18 protein-coding genes are annotated in these 16,969 nt (G+C 64.1%); 3 read left to right on the top strand and 15 right to left on the bottom strand.

The genetic code is table 11. The features are described from left to right. Positions 1–75: 75 nt before the first annotated feature. A complete protein-coding gene (gene yajC / locus L2I41_RS01980; RefSeq protein ID WP_237151817.1) occupies positions 76–429 on the bottom strand; it encodes a preprotein translocase subunit YajC in 354 nt (117 codons plus the stop codon). A 504-nt stretch (positions 430–933) separates the two neighbouring features. Between yajC and L2I41_RS01975 the strand changes: the two genes are divergently transcribed. The 3 genes from L2I41_RS01975 (at position 934) to L2I41_RS01965 (ending at position 2,775) form a co-directional block, all read left to right on the top strand. Beyond that, a complete protein-coding gene (locus tag L2I41_RS01975; protein WP_237151816.1) occupies positions 934–1,830 on the top strand; it encodes an ATP-binding protein in 897 nt (298 codons plus the stop codon). After that, the gene (locus L2I41_RS01970) at positions 1,827–2,303 is read left to right on the top strand and encodes a hypothetical protein (protein WP_237151815.1); all 477 of its coding nucleotides are present in this window, start codon (positions 1,827–1,829) and stop codon (positions 2,301–2,303) included. The genes L2I41_RS01975 and L2I41_RS01970 overlap by 4 nt, the downstream gene beginning before the upstream one ends. A 151-nt stretch (positions 2,304–2,454) precedes the next feature. Then, positions 2,455–2,775, top strand: coding sequence for a hypothetical protein (locus L2I41_RS01965; RefSeq protein WP_237151814.1), 321 nt, complete (start codon positions 2,455–2,457; stop codon positions 2,773–2,775). Between the two features lie 77 nt (positions 2,776–2,852). Here the strand turns inward: L2I41_RS01965 and L2I41_RS01960 are convergent, their stop codons facing one another. From L2I41_RS01960 to argS, 14 genes are all read right to left on the bottom strand, one after another. Beyond that, positions 2,853–4,169: a peptidoglycan DD-metalloendopeptidase family protein gene (locus L2I41_RS01960; RefSeq protein WP_237151813.1), complete on the bottom strand. Its 1,317-nt coding sequence runs from the start codon at positions 4,167–4,169 to the stop codon at positions 2,853–2,855. Positions 4,170–4,457: 288 nt separating this feature from the next. Further along, entirely contained in the window at positions 4,458–5,078 is a 621-nt protein-coding gene (locus L2I41_RS01955; RefSeq protein WP_237151812.1) for a protein-L-isoaspartate(D-aspartate) O-methyltransferase, read from the bottom strand. 188 nt (positions 5,079–5,266) lie between these two features. Next, complete coding sequence (surE, locus tag L2I41_RS01950) at positions 5,267–6,019, bottom strand: 5'/3'-nucleotidase SurE (RefSeq protein WP_237151811.1); 753 nt, start codon at positions 6,017–6,019, stop codon at positions 5,267–5,269. Between the two features lie 29 nt (positions 6,020–6,048). Continuing rightward, positions 6,049–7,344: a serine--tRNA ligase gene (gene serS / locus L2I41_RS01945; RefSeq protein ID WP_237151810.1), complete on the bottom strand. Its 1,296-nt coding sequence runs from the start codon at positions 7,342–7,344 to the stop codon at positions 6,049–6,051. Between the two features lie 35 nt (positions 7,345–7,379). Next, the gene (tatC, locus tag L2I41_RS01940) at positions 7,380–8,174 is read right to left on the bottom strand and encodes a twin-arginine translocase subunit TatC (RefSeq protein WP_237151809.1); all 795 of its coding nucleotides are present in this window, start codon (positions 8,172–8,174) and stop codon (positions 7,380–7,382) included. Beyond that, positions 8,171–8,662, bottom strand: a complete 492-nt coding sequence (gene tatB, locus L2I41_RS01935) for a Sec-independent protein translocase protein TatB (protein ID WP_237151808.1) — start codon at positions 8,660–8,662, stop codon at positions 8,171–8,173. Before tatB ends, tatC begins: the two co-directional genes overlap by 4 nt. A gap of 86 nt (positions 8,663–8,748) precedes the next feature. Then, positions 8,749–8,970, bottom strand: a complete 222-nt coding sequence (locus tag L2I41_RS01930) for a twin-arginine translocase TatA/TatE family subunit (protein WP_237151807.1) — start codon at positions 8,968–8,970, stop codon at positions 8,749–8,751. A gap of 159 nt (positions 8,971–9,129) precedes the next feature. Beyond that, the gene (locus L2I41_RS01925; RefSeq protein ID WP_237151806.1) at positions 9,130–10,242 is read right to left on the bottom strand and encodes an ABC transporter ATP-binding protein; all 1,113 of its coding nucleotides are present in this window, start codon (positions 10,240–10,242) and stop codon (positions 9,130–9,132) included. Positions 10,243–10,543: 301 nt separating this feature from the next. Then, on the bottom strand, positions 10,544–10,897 hold the full coding sequence (locus tag L2I41_RS01920) for a hypothetical protein (RefSeq protein ID WP_237151805.1): 354 nt from the start codon (positions 10,895–10,897) through the stop codon (positions 10,544–10,546). A gap of 3 nt (positions 10,898–10,900) precedes the next feature. After that, positions 10,901–11,617, bottom strand: coding sequence for an SMC-Scp complex subunit ScpB (gene scpB / locus L2I41_RS01915; RefSeq protein ID WP_237151804.1), 717 nt, complete (start codon positions 11,615–11,617; stop codon positions 10,901–10,903). Then, positions 11,614–12,456 (bottom strand): segregation and condensation protein A, encoded by an 843-nt coding sequence (locus tag L2I41_RS01910; protein ID WP_237151803.1) that lies wholly within the window; start codon positions 12,454–12,456, stop codon positions 11,614–11,616. The genes scpB and L2I41_RS01910 overlap by 4 nt, the downstream gene beginning before the upstream one ends. 16 nt (positions 12,457–12,472) lie before the next feature. Continuing rightward, positions 12,473–13,492, bottom strand: coding sequence for a beta-N-acetylhexosaminidase (gene nagZ, locus L2I41_RS01905; protein ID WP_237151802.1), 1,020 nt, complete (start codon positions 13,490–13,492; stop codon positions 12,473–12,475). 85 nt (positions 13,493–13,577) lie between these two features. After that, a complete protein-coding gene (locus L2I41_RS01900) occupies positions 13,578–15,104 on the bottom strand; it encodes an SPOR domain-containing protein (RefSeq protein WP_237151801.1) in 1,527 nt (508 codons plus the stop codon). Positions 15,105–15,175: 71 nt separating this feature from the next. Beyond that, positions 15,176–16,927, bottom strand: coding sequence for an arginine--tRNA ligase (gene argS, locus L2I41_RS01895; protein WP_237151800.1), 1,752 nt, complete (start codon positions 16,925–16,927; stop codon positions 15,176–15,178). Positions 16,928–16,969 lie beyond the last annotated feature (42 nt).

Genomic DNA, 16,969 nt, shown 5'->3' with positions numbered 1-16,969 from the left:
GGGTCCTGCCCCGCCAGTCCTGCCGCTGCCCCGGTCATCCAGCATGTCCGGGGCCGCGTTCAAAGCGTGTTCGGCTCAGCTGGCCGCGGCGTCCTTCACCGGCTCGCCCTTGGTGCGCAGCTGCTGCACGGCCGAACCGGCGGCACGCACCAGAACCTTGGACCCGGCTTCGCCGATGTCGAGAACGATCTCGCCGTCGTCGCCCACCTTGGTGATCTTGCCGATGAGGCCACCGGCCAGCACCACAACATCGCCACGGCGGAGATTCTTGATCATCTCCTGGTGTTCCTTCTGCTTGCGCTGCTGCGGGCGGATCAGCAGGAAGTACATGACCACGAAGATCAGAACGAACGGGAAGACCTGAATCAGCATGGCATTGGCGCCGCCGGCGGCGTCAGCCGTCTGGGCAAAGGCCGGGGTGATGAACATCGAAAGCTACTCCAACAGATGGCCCTTCCGGTCGGAAGGGCTTGGGAACGCGCACACTCGGGCAAGCGAACGCAGTGCAGGCGCCACCCTAAAAGTGGCCGGAATATACTCAGGCTGCGCGCCAATGCAAACGGAAGGTTGGGTTTGCGCTGAAATCAATTCAAGAGGCGCACCGAACTTTCCGCTTTCCACCCCGCCAACCACGATGGCTCTCAGGCAAACAACTGAGTACCATGACGGTCGAGCTCCCTGCCCCGGACCTCGCCCGGCCCTGCATGTGGCGTCTCCCCGCACTTTTTCCAGTGCAGCCCCACATTTGATTGGCAGGCGCAACGACAGCCTCCCGGTGCGGGCTAAGTATCACACCGGGCGCCTCTACCCGTCTTTTATCCTTCACTCACCCGCGACATTCTTCACCGGCGTACCGCTGGCGCCGCCCCTGCAATTGCCAAGCTCCTTGCCCTTTGATTTATGCTCCCGTCTTCACTGCATGACGGAGCCACCATGAGCGACGATCCGATCCACCTGCTGAACAGTCACCTTCAGTCCATCGTCTCGCTGCTGGCGGCACTGGCACCGGCGCGAACGGTCGCACCCGACTTCGACGCGGCCGACGCCTTCGTCTGGGCCCAGACCAGCCGCTCGCTCCAGCCGGTCGCCAAGGTCAACCGCGTCGACATCGGCCTGCTCAAGGGCGTCGACCGCAGCCGCGACCTGATCGTCGAGAACACCGAGCGCTTCGCCCGCGGCTTGCCGGCCAACAACGCGCTGCTCTGGGGCGCGCGCGGCATGGGCAAGTCGTCGCTGGTCAAGGCGGCGCAGGCCGCCGTCAATGCGCGCCACGCCGGCGACGACCGCTTCAAGCCTCTCAAGCTGATCGAGATCCACCGCGAGGACATCGAGAGCCTGCCCGAGCTGATGACGCTGCTGCGCGAAGCCGCCTATCGCTTCATCGTCTTCTGCGACGACCTCTCCTTCGATCACGACGACACGTCCTACAAGTCGCTGAAGGCCGTCCTTGAAGGCGGCATCGAGGGGCGCCCCGAGAATGTGCTCTTCTACGCCACCTCCAACCGCCGCCATCTCCTGCCGCGCGACATGATGGAGAACGAGCGGTCCACCGCCATCAACCCCGGCGAAGCCGTCGAGGAAAAAGTGTCGCTGTCCGACCGCTTCGGCCTGTGGATCGGCTTCCACAAATGCTCGCAGGACGACTATCTCGACATGGTCACCGGTTATGTGGCAGCCATGGAGCTGAAGGTGGAGGCCGATCAGCTCCGTGCCGAGGCGCTCGAATGGGCGACCACGCGCGGCGCCCGATCGGGACGTGTCGCCTGGCAGTTCGTCCAGGATCTGGCGGGGCGCCTGGCCATGGCCACCCTTGAGGGAGGAAAATCATGAAGAAGTCGATCCTGTTGATCGGCCTGCTGCTCGGGGGCTGCATGTCCGGCCCGGTGGCGGTGGTCTACAAGCCCGGCTCGTCCTTTGCCGAGCGGCAGAGTGTCGCCGACCAGTGCCGCATCGATTCCATCTACAAGATCCCGCAGGTGATGGTCACCACTGTGCACCCCGGCCACCACAGCGACGGCTTCATCCGCTGCCGCGAGATCGATGACGGCGTGCAGATGTGCCGCGAGGAAGGTGGCTTCGACTTTCCCGAAACCGTCTCCACCCGCGACGTCAACGCCGACCTGCGCGAACGCTATGTGGCAAGCTGCCTCTCCTCCCACGGCTATGGCGTGATCGCCAAGCCAATCTGCGCCAATGGTCAGGCCGCCGGCGCCTATTTCTCCCAGCGCGACCGCCAGGCCTCCGAACAGCAGATCGCCTGCGTCGCCGAAGACGAGCGCATCTTCCCTGACGGCTGGAAGTGACAAAAGGCGTGGCGCGCCGGCCGCAAGACCGGCTCGCCCCTCGTGATCAAGATCACGACAGAAAGTTTCTCAACTTCGCCACACTACCATCATGACGCGAACATGCCCTTGCGCTAATGACGTCCTTGCGCAAATCACGGGGAGTTTTGAAATGCGTCTGTCCACTCTTGCTATCGCCGCAGTCCTGCTGGTTCCGGCCCTGGCTCAGGCCCAGGAAACCACGGTGCCGCAGCACGCCACCATCATCAACAACCGCTCGGTCGCCATGACCTCGTTCGAAGCCGGGGCTGCCGGCGTGCCCGGTCTGGCCGCCAGCTCCTATGTGTCGGTCGCTCCGGGCGGCTCCATCGAGATCGATTTCCAGCCCGGCAACCCTTGCGTTCTCACCGTTCAGGCGCTGTTTGCCGACGGCTACAAGAACCGCGGCCCGGTGGATTTCTGCAAGGCCCACAAGCTGACGCTGCACGATTGATCCACTGCTGACACTTCAAATGAAAAAAGGCTCCGAACCACTTGGATTCGGAGCCTTTTTATTTCCAGCAATATCGATCAGCCGGACAGCAGCGGCAGCGGATCCACCGGACGGTTGCCCTGGCGCAGTTCGAAATGCAGCTGCGGGCGTGTCACGTTGCCCGACTGGCCCACCTTGGCGATGGTCTGGCCGCGCATGATCTGGTCGCCACGGCGAACCAGGATTTCGCTGGCATGCGCATAGGCCGACACGAAGCCGTTCGGATGCTTGACCAGGATCAGGTTGCCGAAGCCCTTGAGCTCATTGCCGGCATAGATCACCTCGCCGCCCTCGGCCGCCTTGATCGGCGTGCCCTCGGGCACCTCGATGTTGATGCCGTCGTTGCGCTCGCCACCGGGCTTGGAGCCATAGGCGGAGATCACGCGCCCGCGCACCGGCCAACGGAAGCTGCCGTCAGCAGCGGAAGACGTCGTGGACGCGCTGGTCGTCGTCAGGCTGGCAGGCGTCACCACCTGCGGCGGCGCAACGGCGGCAACCTGCGTCGGCTGCTGCGGAGCGGCGGGAAGCGTCGCGACGGGCGGCTTGCCATTGGTCGCCGGCAGCGGCACGGACGGAAGAGCATCGGTCGCCGTGGCGGTCGGTGCCGCCGAGGCCACTTGGGCACCGGCCACCGGGATCACCAGCTTCTGGCCGATGCGGATCGGCTGATCGGGCGCAAAGCCGTTGGCCTTGGCCACTTCCGCCGAACGCAGGCCGAAGCTGTTGGCCACCTTGCCGAGGCTGTCGCCGGGCTTGACCACGTAGACGGTGCCGCCTGCCACATGCGTGGACGGAATGGTGGTCTGCGCGGTGATCGCCGGACGGGACGGCGGCACGGTCATGGTCCCCAGCGTCGGCGACGACGGCAGTGTCGGCTGGGCCGACGCAACATGCGTCCCGTTGTTGCCCGGAATGATGATCTGCTGACCGACGCGCAGCGGCGTGTTCGGGCCGATGCCGTTGGCCGAAACGATCGCCGCTTCCGGCACGCCGTAGCGGCGCGACAGAACCTGCAGCGTATCGCCCTGACGCAGCGTCACCGCCGTGCCATTGGTCGGCGTCCAGCCGGTGGTGTTGGCAATCGCAGCCGTCTGCATGTTGGTCGGAGCCGGCAGCGCCGACAGCGACGAGTTGCCATCGTTGCGCACGAAGGGCGCGTTGCTGGCAGTGGCACCCGGAGGCGGCGGCAAGGCCGTCGAGGTCAGCGGCGCGGTCGAGGCCACCGGAGCCGGCGTGTAGACCGGCTGGGACTGTATGGATCCCGTCGTCATCGGATCGGGACGCATGCCGCCCGTACTGCCGACGATCTGGCTCTCATTGCTCGTCGGTTCGAAGACATCACCGAAACGACTCACATCGGAACTGCACCCGGCAAGAGCGCTGGTCATAAGGCCCACAAAGGCTGCCTGCGCCAGTAAGCGGGTTCTATCAGACTTCGCAAAGCTACTCATGGTCTTCAGGTCTCGCGACAGTGCAACACAACTGGCAATGATTAAGCCGCAGTAACGTTGATAAAGGCTTAAGGCGACGAAAATGCCGCGCCTTCACATCGCAGAAATGGCGGAATTATCACAAAAATCAGGCAGGCAAATCCGAGCGTCCGACGACGCTTCTGCCCTGCGACGGCGCTTGCAGGCTGCGACTCACAGCTTGCGGGCCACGCCTTCCTTCAATGGAAATGTCCTGACGGTGCCCAGCTCAACCCGGTGGAACAGGCGCCCGTCGCGCGTGATGCGGACAAGGGTCTGCACGTTACCCGCACCCACCGGCGCCACCAGCGATCCGCGATCGGCCAGCTGGTCAAGCAGCGCCGTCGGTACCTTCTCCACCGCTCCATCCACCAGGATGCGATCATAGGGCGCATGCCGGGTGAAGCCCTCGAGGCCATCGCCCAGCAAGGCTGTGATATTGTTGATCTTCAGCGCCGTGAACCGGTCCTCGGCGATGTCGATCAGCGTCCGGAAGCGGTCCATGGTCACCACATGGCTCGCCAGCTTGGACAGGATGGACGCCTGAAAGCCTGTACCGCAGCCCACTTCCAGCACGCGATTCTCCGGCCGCACATCCAGCGCCGCCACCATGGTGGCAACAATCGACGGCGCATTGAGCGTCTGCCCGCACTCGATCGGAACGGAGCGGTCGAGATAGGCGCTGGCCTGATAGGCGGCGGAAATGAACAATCGTCGGGGGATCGTTTCCAGGGCGGCCAACAGACGCGTATCGGTTATTCCAATGCCGCGGAGCTTCATCGTCAGCTCCGCCATGGCTACCCTGTCCAGGTCAAAGGGTTTCATCAACGACCCATACTCTCATGCAGAACCAGACAAAATCCGGGCCGGCATCCCCGAAATCCATGGCTAAAATTAGGTCAATCTCTTTGATGCATCGTAAATCCGAGCATCATCTTTCAGAATTATTGCGTCTGTGGAAAACCTGTTGAAATCCCGGCCCTTCAGAAGGCGGACTTCAGCCGGGAGAGACCGTCGTGGTCCGTCAGGTCAAGCCGCATGGGCGTGACAGAAATTCTCTTGTTGTCAATGGCATAGGCGTCCGTACCCACGGCCGACTCACACTCTCCGCGCGCGTAGGCAAGCCAGTAATAGGCCTTCTTGCGCGCATCGACGCGTGCGTCGACCTTGATGCCGTGATCGAAGGTTCCCTGCCGCGTCACCTCGACGCCGGCAACCCTGTCCGGCGCGCAGTCGGGGAAATTGACATTGACCAGCGTCCCCTTGCGAATGCCCTGCTCCCAGACCCGCTTGAGAATGCCCCCCGCATGCGCCTCAGCCGTGTCGTAGGGGATCGTGCCATTGCCGCCCCAGTCATAGGCCTGGCTCAGGGCAATGGCCGGGACGCCGAGCAGCGTCGCTTCGATGGCGCAGGCCACCGTGCCGGAATAGGTGACGTCATCGGCGATGTTGGCGCCGGCATTGATGCCCGACAGCACCAGATCGGGCGCATCCGGCATCAACTGCCGGATCGCCATGATCACGCAATCGGTCGGCGTGCCGCGCACGGCGAAATGCCGATTGTCGATCTCGCGCGCCCTGAGGGGGTCATGCAGCGTCAGCGAGTGCGCCAGCCCGGACTGATCGGTCTCCGGCGCCACCACCCACACGTCATCCGTCAACTGACGCGCCACACGCTCCAGCGCCAGGATCCCCGGAGCGCCGAAGCCGTCGTCATTGGAAATCAGGATGCGCATGTCGCTCCCCGCGTGACGCGGGTCTCCCTTCAGGCCTTTTCGAGACGGGTGATCCCACCCATCAGCGGCACCAGCACGTCCGGCACGGTGATCGAGCCGTCTTCGTTCTGGTAGGTTTCCATAACCGCGATCAGCGCGCGGCCGACCGCCACGCCCGAACCGTTCAGCGTGTGGACGAAGCGCGTGCCCTTCGGCTCACCGGTCGGGCGATAGCGCGCGTTCATCCGGCGGCCCTGGAAGTCGCCGCAGACCGAGCAGGACGAGATCTCGCGGAAGGTCTTCTGGCCCGGCAGCCACACCTCGATGTCATAGGTCTTCTGGGAACCGAAGCCCATGTCGCCGGTGCACAGCGTCACCACGCGATAGCTGAGGCCGAGGCGCTTCAGCACCTCTTCGGCGCAGCCCAGCATGCGTTCATGCTCGGCAATCGACGTGTCGGCGGAGGTGATCGACACCAGCTCCACCTTGTTGAACTGGTGCTGGCGCAGCATGCCGCGGGTGTCGCGACCGGCGGAGCCCGCTTCCGAGCGGAAGCACGGCGTCAGCGCCGTCATGCGCAGCGGCAGATCCTTCTCGTCGAGGATTTCCTCGCGGATCAGATTGGTCAGCGGCACTTCGGCGGTGGGGATCAACCAGCGGCCATCTGTGGTCTTGAACAGATCCTCGGCGAACTTGGGCAGCTGGCCCGTGCCATACATCACCTCGTCGCGCACCATCAGCGGCGGGATCACTTCCGTATAGCCATGCTCGGTGGTGTGCAGGTTCAGCATGAACTGGCCGAGCGCGCGCTCGAGCCGGGCCAGATTGCCCTTCAGCACCGTGAAGCGGGCGCCGGCCAGCTTGGCGGCGCGTTCGAAGTCCATCAGGCCGAGGCCCTCACCGAGTTCGAAATGCTCCTTGGCCCAGTTGATCTCGCGCGGGCTGCCGTGGCGGTGATGCTCGACATTGTCCTTCTCGTCGGCGCCTTGTGGCACGTCGTCGAGCGGGAAATTCGGGATGGTCGCCAGCGCATAGTCCAGCGCGGCATCGAGTTCGCGTTCGGTCGCTTCGCCGTCCTGGATGAAGGCCTTGCTCTTGGCCACTTCTTCCATCAGCTCGGCGGCGCGGGTGTTGTCACCCGAAGCCTTGGCCTTGCCGATTTCCTTGGAGGCGGAGTTGCGGCGTTCCTGCGCTTCCTGCAGCGCCTTGATATGGGCGCGGCGCGCATCGTCGCGGGCAATGACGTCGGCAACCACCGCCTCGGCGGCCTCTTCCGACTGCCCGCGGCGCATCAGCGCGCGCTTGAGAGCATCACGATCTTCGCGAATCCACTTGATATCGAGCATTTGAGGCTTCCCCGCAACGAGAGGGAATGCCGCCATCAGTCTTCGGTGGTGGCTACGTCCCGGCTCTCGCTGCGCTTCTTCATGAATCTGACGGCAACGATGGACACTTCGTAGAGAAGCATGGTCGGAACCGCAAGCATGATTTGGCTGAGCGGATCGGGCGGCGTCAGGATGGCAGCCGCCACGAAGGACAGCAGGATCGCATAGCGCCGCCACCTCTTGAGGTCATTTTCGTCAATCAGGCCGATGCGCGCCACCAGCGTCAGCACCACGGGAAGCTGGAACACGATCCCGAAGGCGAAGATCAGCGTCTCAATCAGGCTCAGATATTCCGACACCTTCGGCAGCAGCGAGATTTCCGCCTTGCCGTTGCCGCCGGCCTGCTGCATCGCCATGAAGAAATGCAGGATGCCGGGCATCACCGCAAAATAGACCAGCAGCGCACCGCAGAGGAACAGCACCGGCGTCGCCACCAGATAAGGCAGGAAGGCCTGCCGCTCGTGCTTGTAGAGCCCCGGGGCCACGAACATGTAGATCTGCGTGGCGATCACCGGAAAGGCGATGAAGAAGGCACCGAACAGCGCCAGACGCAGCTGGGTGAAGAAATACTCCTGCGGCGCGGTATAGATTAGCTGCACATGCTGGTCGGCACCGGCGGCCCGCTCGAAGGGCACCACCAGGATGTTGAAGATATCGTTGGCAAAATAGAAGCAGACCAGGAAGCAGACCAGCAGCGCCAAGATGGACTTCAACAGGCGCGACCGCAGTTCCTTGAGATGCTCGATGAGAGGCGCCTTGGAGGCCTCGATCTCGTCGTCATCGGCGCTCATGCGGCGCCTCCTTCCTTGGTCTCGGTCACAGAGGCAGCCACCGGCTGGGCCACGGGCTCAGCAACCGGCTGAACCGTCGGCGCTGCCACCGGCTCGGTTGCGGCAGCCGGGGCCGGCTCGCTCACCAGCTTGCCCAGATCCATCGGGCCATCCACCGTTGAGGCCGTCGCAGCCGGGGTGACCGTGGAAGCTGCCGTCACCGACTTCTTGATGTCGTCGCCAAGCGAGCGAATCGGATCAAGCGTCTTGCGCAGATCGGTCATCGGATTGATCGACTTCAGACCTTCCTTGGTATTCTCAAGGTCAATCTCGCGCTCGGCTTCCTTCAGGGCCGCGTTGAACTGCGACTGGAAGTCCCCCGCCATCCGCCGCGCCTTTCCCACCACCTGACCGACGGTGCGCAAGAGTTTCGGCAGATCCTTCGTGGGAAACACGATGAGCGCCACAATGGCGATCACCAGGATTTCGCTCCAGCCAACTTCAAACATTCGGCCACGTCCATCTCAGCGGATCAAAGGCGCAAGAAAGGCTCCCCGCGTGTCCGGGGGAGCTTTTTCCAGCAAAGCGGCGAAAGTCAGACCTTGCTCTGGTCTTCCGACTTCGACACTGGCGTGCCCGGCTGGGAATCGAGCGCCTTGGCGTCGGCAGCCTTTTCTTCGTCTTCCGACAGGCCCTTCTTGAAGCTCTTGATGCCCTTGGCGAAATCACCCATCAGCTCGGGAATCTTGCCCTTGCCGAACAGAAGAAGGACGACGACCAGCACAATCAGCCAGTGCCAGATGCTCAGCGAACCCATATCACTTACTCCCGGGTCATCGACCCACACCAAACGTGCCGCACTCTTGCACAATGGTCAGACCATCGCAACAAAGCCCGTGCGCAACACCCACCTTAGCCGGACATTTAGTACCGAACACTGTCCAGGACAATGTCCACGGCAAAATTGACAGTCTCGTCACGCGGCAAACACCAGCACGTCGCGCGGATCGGCGCTGACGCCCACATCCTTGCCCGGCTGCAGCGCATCCGGATTGCGCACGCGGGCGGAGATCAGCCCGTCGATCCCCTCCACCGCCAGCTCCACCAGCCAGACCACGCCGAGGAACCGCTGGCGCACCACGCGCGCCGCCGCCCCCTGCCCCGGCTCGCCGATCAGCACGCCCGGCAGTCGGATGCACACCGTCGCCTTGGCCCCGTCCGGCACCGCGCCCGCGCTGAAGGTACCGAGCGGCGTCTCCACGCGGCCGCCGCGCGCCACGGCCTCAATCTCGTTGAGTTCGCAGAAGAATCGCGCCGCCTTGATGTCCGCCGGATGCGAATAGACCCGCTCCGGCGTGTCGAACTGCACCAGCCGCCCCTTGCGCATCAGCGCCACATGGTCGGCCATGCGCAGCGCTTCCTCGGGATCATGGGTCACGATCACCGCCGTCGCCCGGCTTTCCCGCAGCACCGCCAGCGTTTCGTCGCGCACGCTGTCGCGCAGACGGCTGTCGAGCCCCGAGAAGGGCTCGTCCATCAGCAGCACCGACGGACGCGGCACGATGGCCCGCGCCAGCGCCACGCGCTGCTGCTCGCCGCCAGACAGCGCATGCGGATAGTCTTCGGCATGGGACTCCAGCCCCACCCGCGCCAGCGCCGCCAGCGCCGCCCGCTCCGCCTCGCGCCGGTCGAGCGAGGTGAGCCCGAACATCACATTGGCCTTGATGCTCATGTGCGGGAACAGCGCATAGTCCTGGAACATCAGCCCCACGCCGCGCCTTTCCGGCGGCACGAAGCGATCCGGCCCCGTCACCTCCACCCCGCCGATGGTCACCCGCCCCGACAGCGGCTGCTCCAGCCCCGCGGCAATGCGCAACATGGTGGACTTGCCGCAGCCCGACGGCCCGAGCAGGCACAGGATCCGCCCCGGCTCGACAGTCAGGCTCACGTCCTTGATCGCCGGCACGCCGTCATAGGCATGAATGATGTTCTCGAACGAGAGACTCGCCGCAATCGTCGCCGCCGCCGTCCCGCGCCGGGGCCGCACCGGCACAATCGAGTCGACATCGCTGGAAGAGGAAGACGCCATACCAAGGATTCCCTAGCCGGCAGTACAAGCGCCGACATCAATCCTGAACCTCTCGCACATGTTTTCAGGATGACGCAAGGGGCCAAGTCCTCCATTCCATGAAATGAGCTTGAACGGGGAACCTGTATATTCTGACGGTGCGGATGTAACTTTCTTCTGCATGGAAGGAGCCAAAGTTGAGGCTGAGAAGCAGCGCATTTACGCTGCGTCACTGAAACCAGAAGCGGGTTGAGGCCTTCGTACCGCCTGAAAGCCGCCGTCTTGTACTTCGGAAATCTCACTCATTTCCGCTGGATTGTGACTACATCAGTTTCAGTCCACCAATGATGAACCCAAGGTTCTCATCGTCAAAGCTTATATCCTTTGGTCGAATGCGTTTTCCAAATACGTGAAAAACCAAATACACCTGATAGTCATTAGAGTTAAAATCTGGAATATGCCTAAATGATACAAAGACCTTAGAAACTATAGCCCCCTTCCACAGGAACGGTGTGCATTTGGCAATAGAATAATATTTGTTATTATATACGAATTTGCCATAGAATTTCAGGGTGAGGCGGCCTTTACCTGCGCTGGACTCGAAGTTCCACGGCTCCCCGACCAGCACCTCTGCACGTTGTCTGTTTGAACAAGCTAACATGTTCAATTCGCTCACCTCTCACTCCTCCACCGGCAACGGCGCGAGGTTGATCAGGTCCACTTCCGTCAGCGGCTCTTCGTCCGGCAGCAGGCTGTCCCCGTCGCGCGGCACCGGGATGGAGAAGCCCTGCGGCACCACGCCTTCGATGAAGCCGGCGCCCTTGAGGTCGTCGAGACCGGGCAGATCGGTGATGGCTTCCAGGCCGAAATGACTGAGGAAGGTGTCGGTGGTGCCGTAGGTCAGCGGTCGCCCCGGAACCTTGCGGCGGCCGCGCATGCGGATCCAGCCGGTCTCCAGCAGCACGTCCAGCGTGCCCTTGGCGGTGGTGATGCCGCGGATTTCCTCGATCTCGGCGCGCGTCACCGGTTGGTGATAGGCCACGATGGCCAGCGTCTCCAGCGCCGGGCGCGACAGCTTGCGCGTCTCCACCGCCTGCTTGCGCATCAGATGGGCGAGGTCCGGCGCGGTGCGGAACATCCAGCTGCCCGCCACCTCCACGAGGTTGACGCCGCGCGAGGCATACATGGTCTTGAGGTCCCTGAGCACCCGCTTGATGTCGACGCCCGGTCCCAGCCGTTCGGCGATTTCCTCCACCGACAGCGGGTCCTGCGCGGCGAACAGGATGGCCTCCACCGAGCGCAGCGCGTCGATCCAGCGCTCGTGCTCCTCGGGCGTGCGATTGCCCTTGAGCACGTGCAGCCCCGCATGGCCCTCGTGGTCGTCCTGTCGGCTCATGGCGTTTCCTCCGTGCTCGCCGTGTCCGGCTCGCTTCCGTCATCGGGCTTGCCGCTGCCCTTGCGCAGATAGATGGGCGCGAAGGGCTCCGACTGCCTGATCTCCAGCTTGCCCTCGCGCACCAGTTCCAGCGAGGCGGCAAAGGCCGAAGCGCGCACCGTGGCCCGCGACTCCGGACCGGTCATGTAGGTGATCAGATAGGCCTCGATCGGCGACCAGTCGGGGATCGCGCCGACCAGCCGTTCGAGGATCTCGCGCGCGTCCGCCAGCGCCCACACCTGCCGCCGGCGCACGTGATGCACCCGCACCATGTCGCGCTGACGCTGGCTGCCATAGGCTTCCAGCAGGTCATAGAGGCTCGCTTCCCACACGAAGCGCCGCTCGACGCCGACCGCTTCCGGCGCGCCGCGGGCGAAAACGTCCACGCCCAGCTTCGGGCGGGCGATCAGCAGCTCCGTCGCTAGCCGGATGGCTTCCAGCCGCTTCAGGCGCTTCGCCAGCAGCTCGGCCAGCTCCTGCGCGCTCGGCTCGTCTTCGGCCTTCTCCTCCACCGGCAGCATCAGCCGCGACTTGAGATAAGCGAGCCAGGCCGCCATCACCAGATAGTCGGCGGCCACTTCCAGACGCATCCCGCGCAGCCGTTCGATGAAATCGAGATACTGGTTGGCCAGCGCCAGGATGGAGATGCGGGAAAGGTCCACCTTCTGGCTGCGCGCCAGCGTCAGCAGCAGGTCCAGCGGTCCTTCGAAGCCGGCGAGATCGACGACAAAGGCGCCCTCCCCGTCGTCATCGACGACAGGCACTTCGGCTCCCCAGTCCTCATCGCCCGCCTTGCCCATGCTCCGCCTTCAAAGCTCAAATGCTAGCAGCGCCGTCATGCACGGCGAGAGCCGCCGCCAGTCGCGCCAGCACGGCCTCGCGATCCATATGCGACGGAGCCGGAACGCTGTTCAATGCCTTGTTGGCCCGTTCGAGACTTTTTCCGCTGAGTTCCGGCGCTTCCGCCGCCACCTGGCGCATCTCGTCCATCAACCCGTTGCAATGCAGCGCCATATCGCAGCCGGCCGCAATGGTCGCCCTGGCGCGCTCGCCCAGCGTTCCCTTCAGCGCGTTCATGGAGAGGTCGTCGGAGAACAGCAGCCCCTCAAACCCGATCAGCCCGCGGATGATCTCCCCGATCACGATGGGCGATTGCGTCGCCGGGCGATCAGGATCCACGGCCTTGTAGATGAGATGCGCCGTCATCGCCGCCGGCAGGTCGGCCAGCGCCACGAAGGGGGCAAAATCGGATGCCGCCAACAGGTCGAGGCTCTCGTTGACAACCGGCAGCTCGTGATGGCTGTCCACCATGGCCCGGCCATGGCCCGGCAGGTGCTTGATCACCGGCAGGATGCCGCCGGCGAGCAAGCCGTTGGCCATTTGTCGCCCGGCCGCTGCCACCACCTGCGGATCGCCGGAATAGCAGCGGTCACCGATGGCGATGGTTGCTCCGGGAATGTAGAGATCAAGGCAAGGCGCGCAGTCGATGGTGATGCCGGCAAGGCGCATGTCCTCGGCCATCACCTGCGCCACATCGGCGATCAGCGTCTCGTCGCCGGCAAGCCGCGCCGCCGCGGCAATGCGAAGGCCGGAGGGGTATTTCGGCCAGTTCGGCGCCGTCAGACGCTGCACGCGGCCACCTTCCTGGTCCACCAGCACCGGGGCATTCCAACCCACGGCGTCGCGGAAGTCAGCCGTCAGGCGCTTGAGCTGTTCGGTCGACACCACATTGCGGCGGAACAGGATCAGCCCCCAGGGCGCCGCGTCACGCACGAAGGCGCGCTCTTCGGGCAACAGGTCGGAGCCGGCGATACCGGTGACGAAGGCAAGTGTCATGGCAGTCCCTTGTCAAACGAAAAGCCGCGCCGAACTCGCATGAAGTTCCAGCGCGGCTCATGTTGGATCATAGCAACAACGCAGGTCAGCGGGTAATCAGGCAATCGCCCCCGGCGTCCTTCAGCGACTGGCAGAAGCTCACCGCATCCGCCTTGGATGCCTTGCCGATCTTCACGCGGTAGTAGATGCCCTTGGCACCAAGATCGGCCTTCTGCACTTCCGGCGTCACACCGGAGAGCACCGAGGGGAACTTCTTCTGCAGCGACCGGAAGGCCGCAAGGGCAGCATCTTCGCTCCGCTGCGACGACAGCTGCACATAAGCCGCCGAACCACCCGTCGAAGCCGGGACGGCAGGCGCCGGGGTCGCTTCCGCCACCTGCTGCTGGGCCACCGGCTGCGGCGCAGCAACGGCGGCCGGAGCCGGCTGCGTCGTCTGCGCGGCGGCGGCAAGATCGAGCGGACCATTTGCGTCGGCCGCCTGGGCGGTCGCACGAGGCACCGGCGGACGCGCGGTCGGCAGCGGCACATTGGTCATCGTGGGAACAGCAGCGGTGGCGTCAGGCATCGCCGGCGCCTCGCCGGTCTGTCCCGCCACCGGCGCCGGCTGCGTCACGGACTGAATGACCGGCGGCTGCGGTGCCGGGTCGGGAGGTGTCGTCTGGTTGGTGGACGCAAGCGGCGGCAGGCCGCTCGCCGACGTGCCGTCTTCAGACTGCGGCACAGACGGATCGGCTGCGGCAATGGCATCCATCACCGAAGGCTGCTGCGGCTGCGATGGCTGCGCCATGGACGCACCGGGAGCGCTGTCAGGATTTTCGATCAGCGTGCCGTCAGGACGCACAAGCACGGTGCGGACACGGCGTGCGCCGGTGTCGGTCGGATCGATGCCCGCCGGCAGATCCGCATCCACCTGGCGGCCATCCGGCAAGGTCACGCGAGAGACCTGCGGCGTCACCGACGGCAGTTCGGGCACCTGCTCGTTGCGCGTCACCAGACGTTCTTCGCTCTTGGCCGGAACACCGCCCACGCTGTCGAACACCGCCTCGCCTTCCTGCGTCGGCGTAGCATCGGCCACGCTCGGATCGGGAGCCACCTTGAACGGTGTGGTCGGCGCCTTCACGAAGGGCGCTTCGCCAAGACCGGCCCCGCCACTGAGCACCATCCAACCGGCAACACCAAGGCTGCCGGCGAGCGCAATGCCGGCCACAAGGCCGATCAGGCCGAAACGGCGGCGCCCCTGCGACTGCTCTTCGCCCTGCCCTTGCTGGGGCGGCGCAAAGTTCATGTCCGGCGCTGAAAGGTCATAGCCACTCAGCTCGGCTTCGTTGAGGAACTCGTCCAGCGCATCATCGTCCCACGGATCATAGGACGGCTTGCGCGCATTCGACGGGCGGCTGACGCGGCCCGTCACGGGATCGACGCGGTTCATGGATGCGATTTCACTGTCCAGCTCGGCGGCCAGAGCTTCGGCGAAATCGTCGAGACGTGTCGGGTGCTTCTGCCCGGGCATGTTCAGGAGTTCGGCAAGGATCTCCTGATCCTCGGCGTCGTCATAGACGCCGGGCTCTTGTCCCGCAGGCACTCGCCGTTCGGCAGCATTGCTTCTGAGCATCGACCTTGGTTCTTTCCGCCGCGTAATCTCTTCTGGCAACGCTCGTTCCCCGGTTCGGCGTCAGCCTCCGCTCACCGCATCTCGTTCGGAGCACTCACCCCAAGAACGTCGAGACCTGACGCAAGCGTGTTGCTGACCGCCTGCACGAGAGCAAGGCGCGCTTTGGTCAACACTGGGTCAACAGGGTTAACAATTCGCAAATGTACCTGTTCCTTGCCGAGGTTCCAATGGGTATGGAAGTCACTGGCGAGTTCGTACAGGTAAAATGCAACCCTGTGTGGCTCATGCGCGTCGGCGGCGGCATCAATGATGCGCGGAAACTCCGCCAGTTTCCTGACCAGCGCAAGCTCGCTCGAATCAGTCAGAGGCTCAAGTGGGCTGTTCGCGACAATTTTCAGGTCGATTTCCGGAGCCTGCTCACCCGCCTGACGGAAGATCGAATGACAACGTGCATGTGCATATTGCACATAGAACACGGGATTGTCCTTGGACTGTTCCATCACCTTGGCAAAGTCGAAATCAAGCGGCGCGTCGTTCTTGCGCATCAGCATCATGAAGCGCACGGCGTCGCGGCCCACTTCTTCCACCACGTCAGCGAGCGTGACGAAGTCGCCCGAGCGCTTGCTCATCTTCACCGGTTCGCCGTCGCGGAACAGCTTGACGAGCTGGCACAGGCGCACCACCACATCGATGGTCCCGCCGGAAATGGCGTTGCCCACCGCCTGCAGGCGCTTGACATAGCCGCCATGGTCGGCACCGAGGATGAAGATCATTTCCTTGAAGCCGCGCAGATACTTGTCGCGCATGTAGGCGACGTCGCCGGCAAAATAGGTGTAGCTGCCGTCCGACTTCATCAGCGGCCGGTCGATGTCGTCGCCATAGGCCGAGGCGCGGAACAGCACCTGCTCGCGATCTTCCCAGTCTTCCGGCAGCTGCCCCTTGGGCGGCGGCAGGCGGCCGTCATAGACAAGGTCGCGACCGCGGAACTCGGCAACCATCTCGTCGATCATCGAGGCCTTGTCGCCCACCCGATCATGCAGCGTCTTCTCCGAGAAAAACACGTCGTGCCGCACATCCAGCAGCGCCAGATCGGAGCGGATCATGTCCATCATCAGGTCGACGGTGGTCTTGCGCACGATCGGCGCCCACTCGGCCTCGGGCATGGACAGCAGCTTGTCGCCATACGCCGCCTTCAGCGCTTCGCCCACCGGCTTCAGATAGTCGCCGGGATAGAGCCCCTCGGGAATGGTGATCTCTTCGCCAAGCGCCTCGCGGTAGCGCAGGAAGGCCGACTGGGCCAGCACTTCGATCTGCCCGCCGGCGTCGTTGATGTAATATTCCTTGGTCACGTCGAAGCCGGCCTTGGCCAGCAGGCGCGCCAGCGCGTCGCCCACCACGGCGCCACGGCAATGCCCCACGTGCATCGGCCCGGTCGGGTTGGCCGACACATATTCGACGTTGACCTTCTTGCCCTTGCCGAAACCCGTGCGGCCATAGTCGGCGCCAAGCTTCAGCGCAGCGCCCAGGAAACCAAGCCAGAAGCTCGTGGAAAGACGCAGGTTGATGAAGCCCGGACCGGCGATCTCAATCGAGGTCACGTCGGCATCGCCCGAGAGCGCTGCGACGATCTTGTCGGCCAGCTCGCGCGGCTTCAGCCCCAGCGGCTTGGACAGCACCATGGCCGCGTTGGTGGAGAGATCGCCGTGGCTCGGGTCGCGCGGCGGTTCGACGGAGATGCGCGTGAGGTCGGCATCGGCAATCGCGAGGCCAAGACCCTTGATCGCGCCCCGGATCCGGTCGCCGAACACATCGAAGATATTCATTTTCTACCTCGGAAGCGCGTTTTGCGCAGGAAATTCGGGCCG

This window comes from Oryzibacter oryziterrae, from assembly GCF_021864535.1.
Taxonomy (GTDB): domain Bacteria; phylum Pseudomonadota; class Alphaproteobacteria; order Rhizobiales; family Pleomorphomonadaceae; genus Pleomorphomonas; species Pleomorphomonas oryziterrae.
This window is presented reverse-complemented; position numbering and strand designations above follow the sequence as displayed.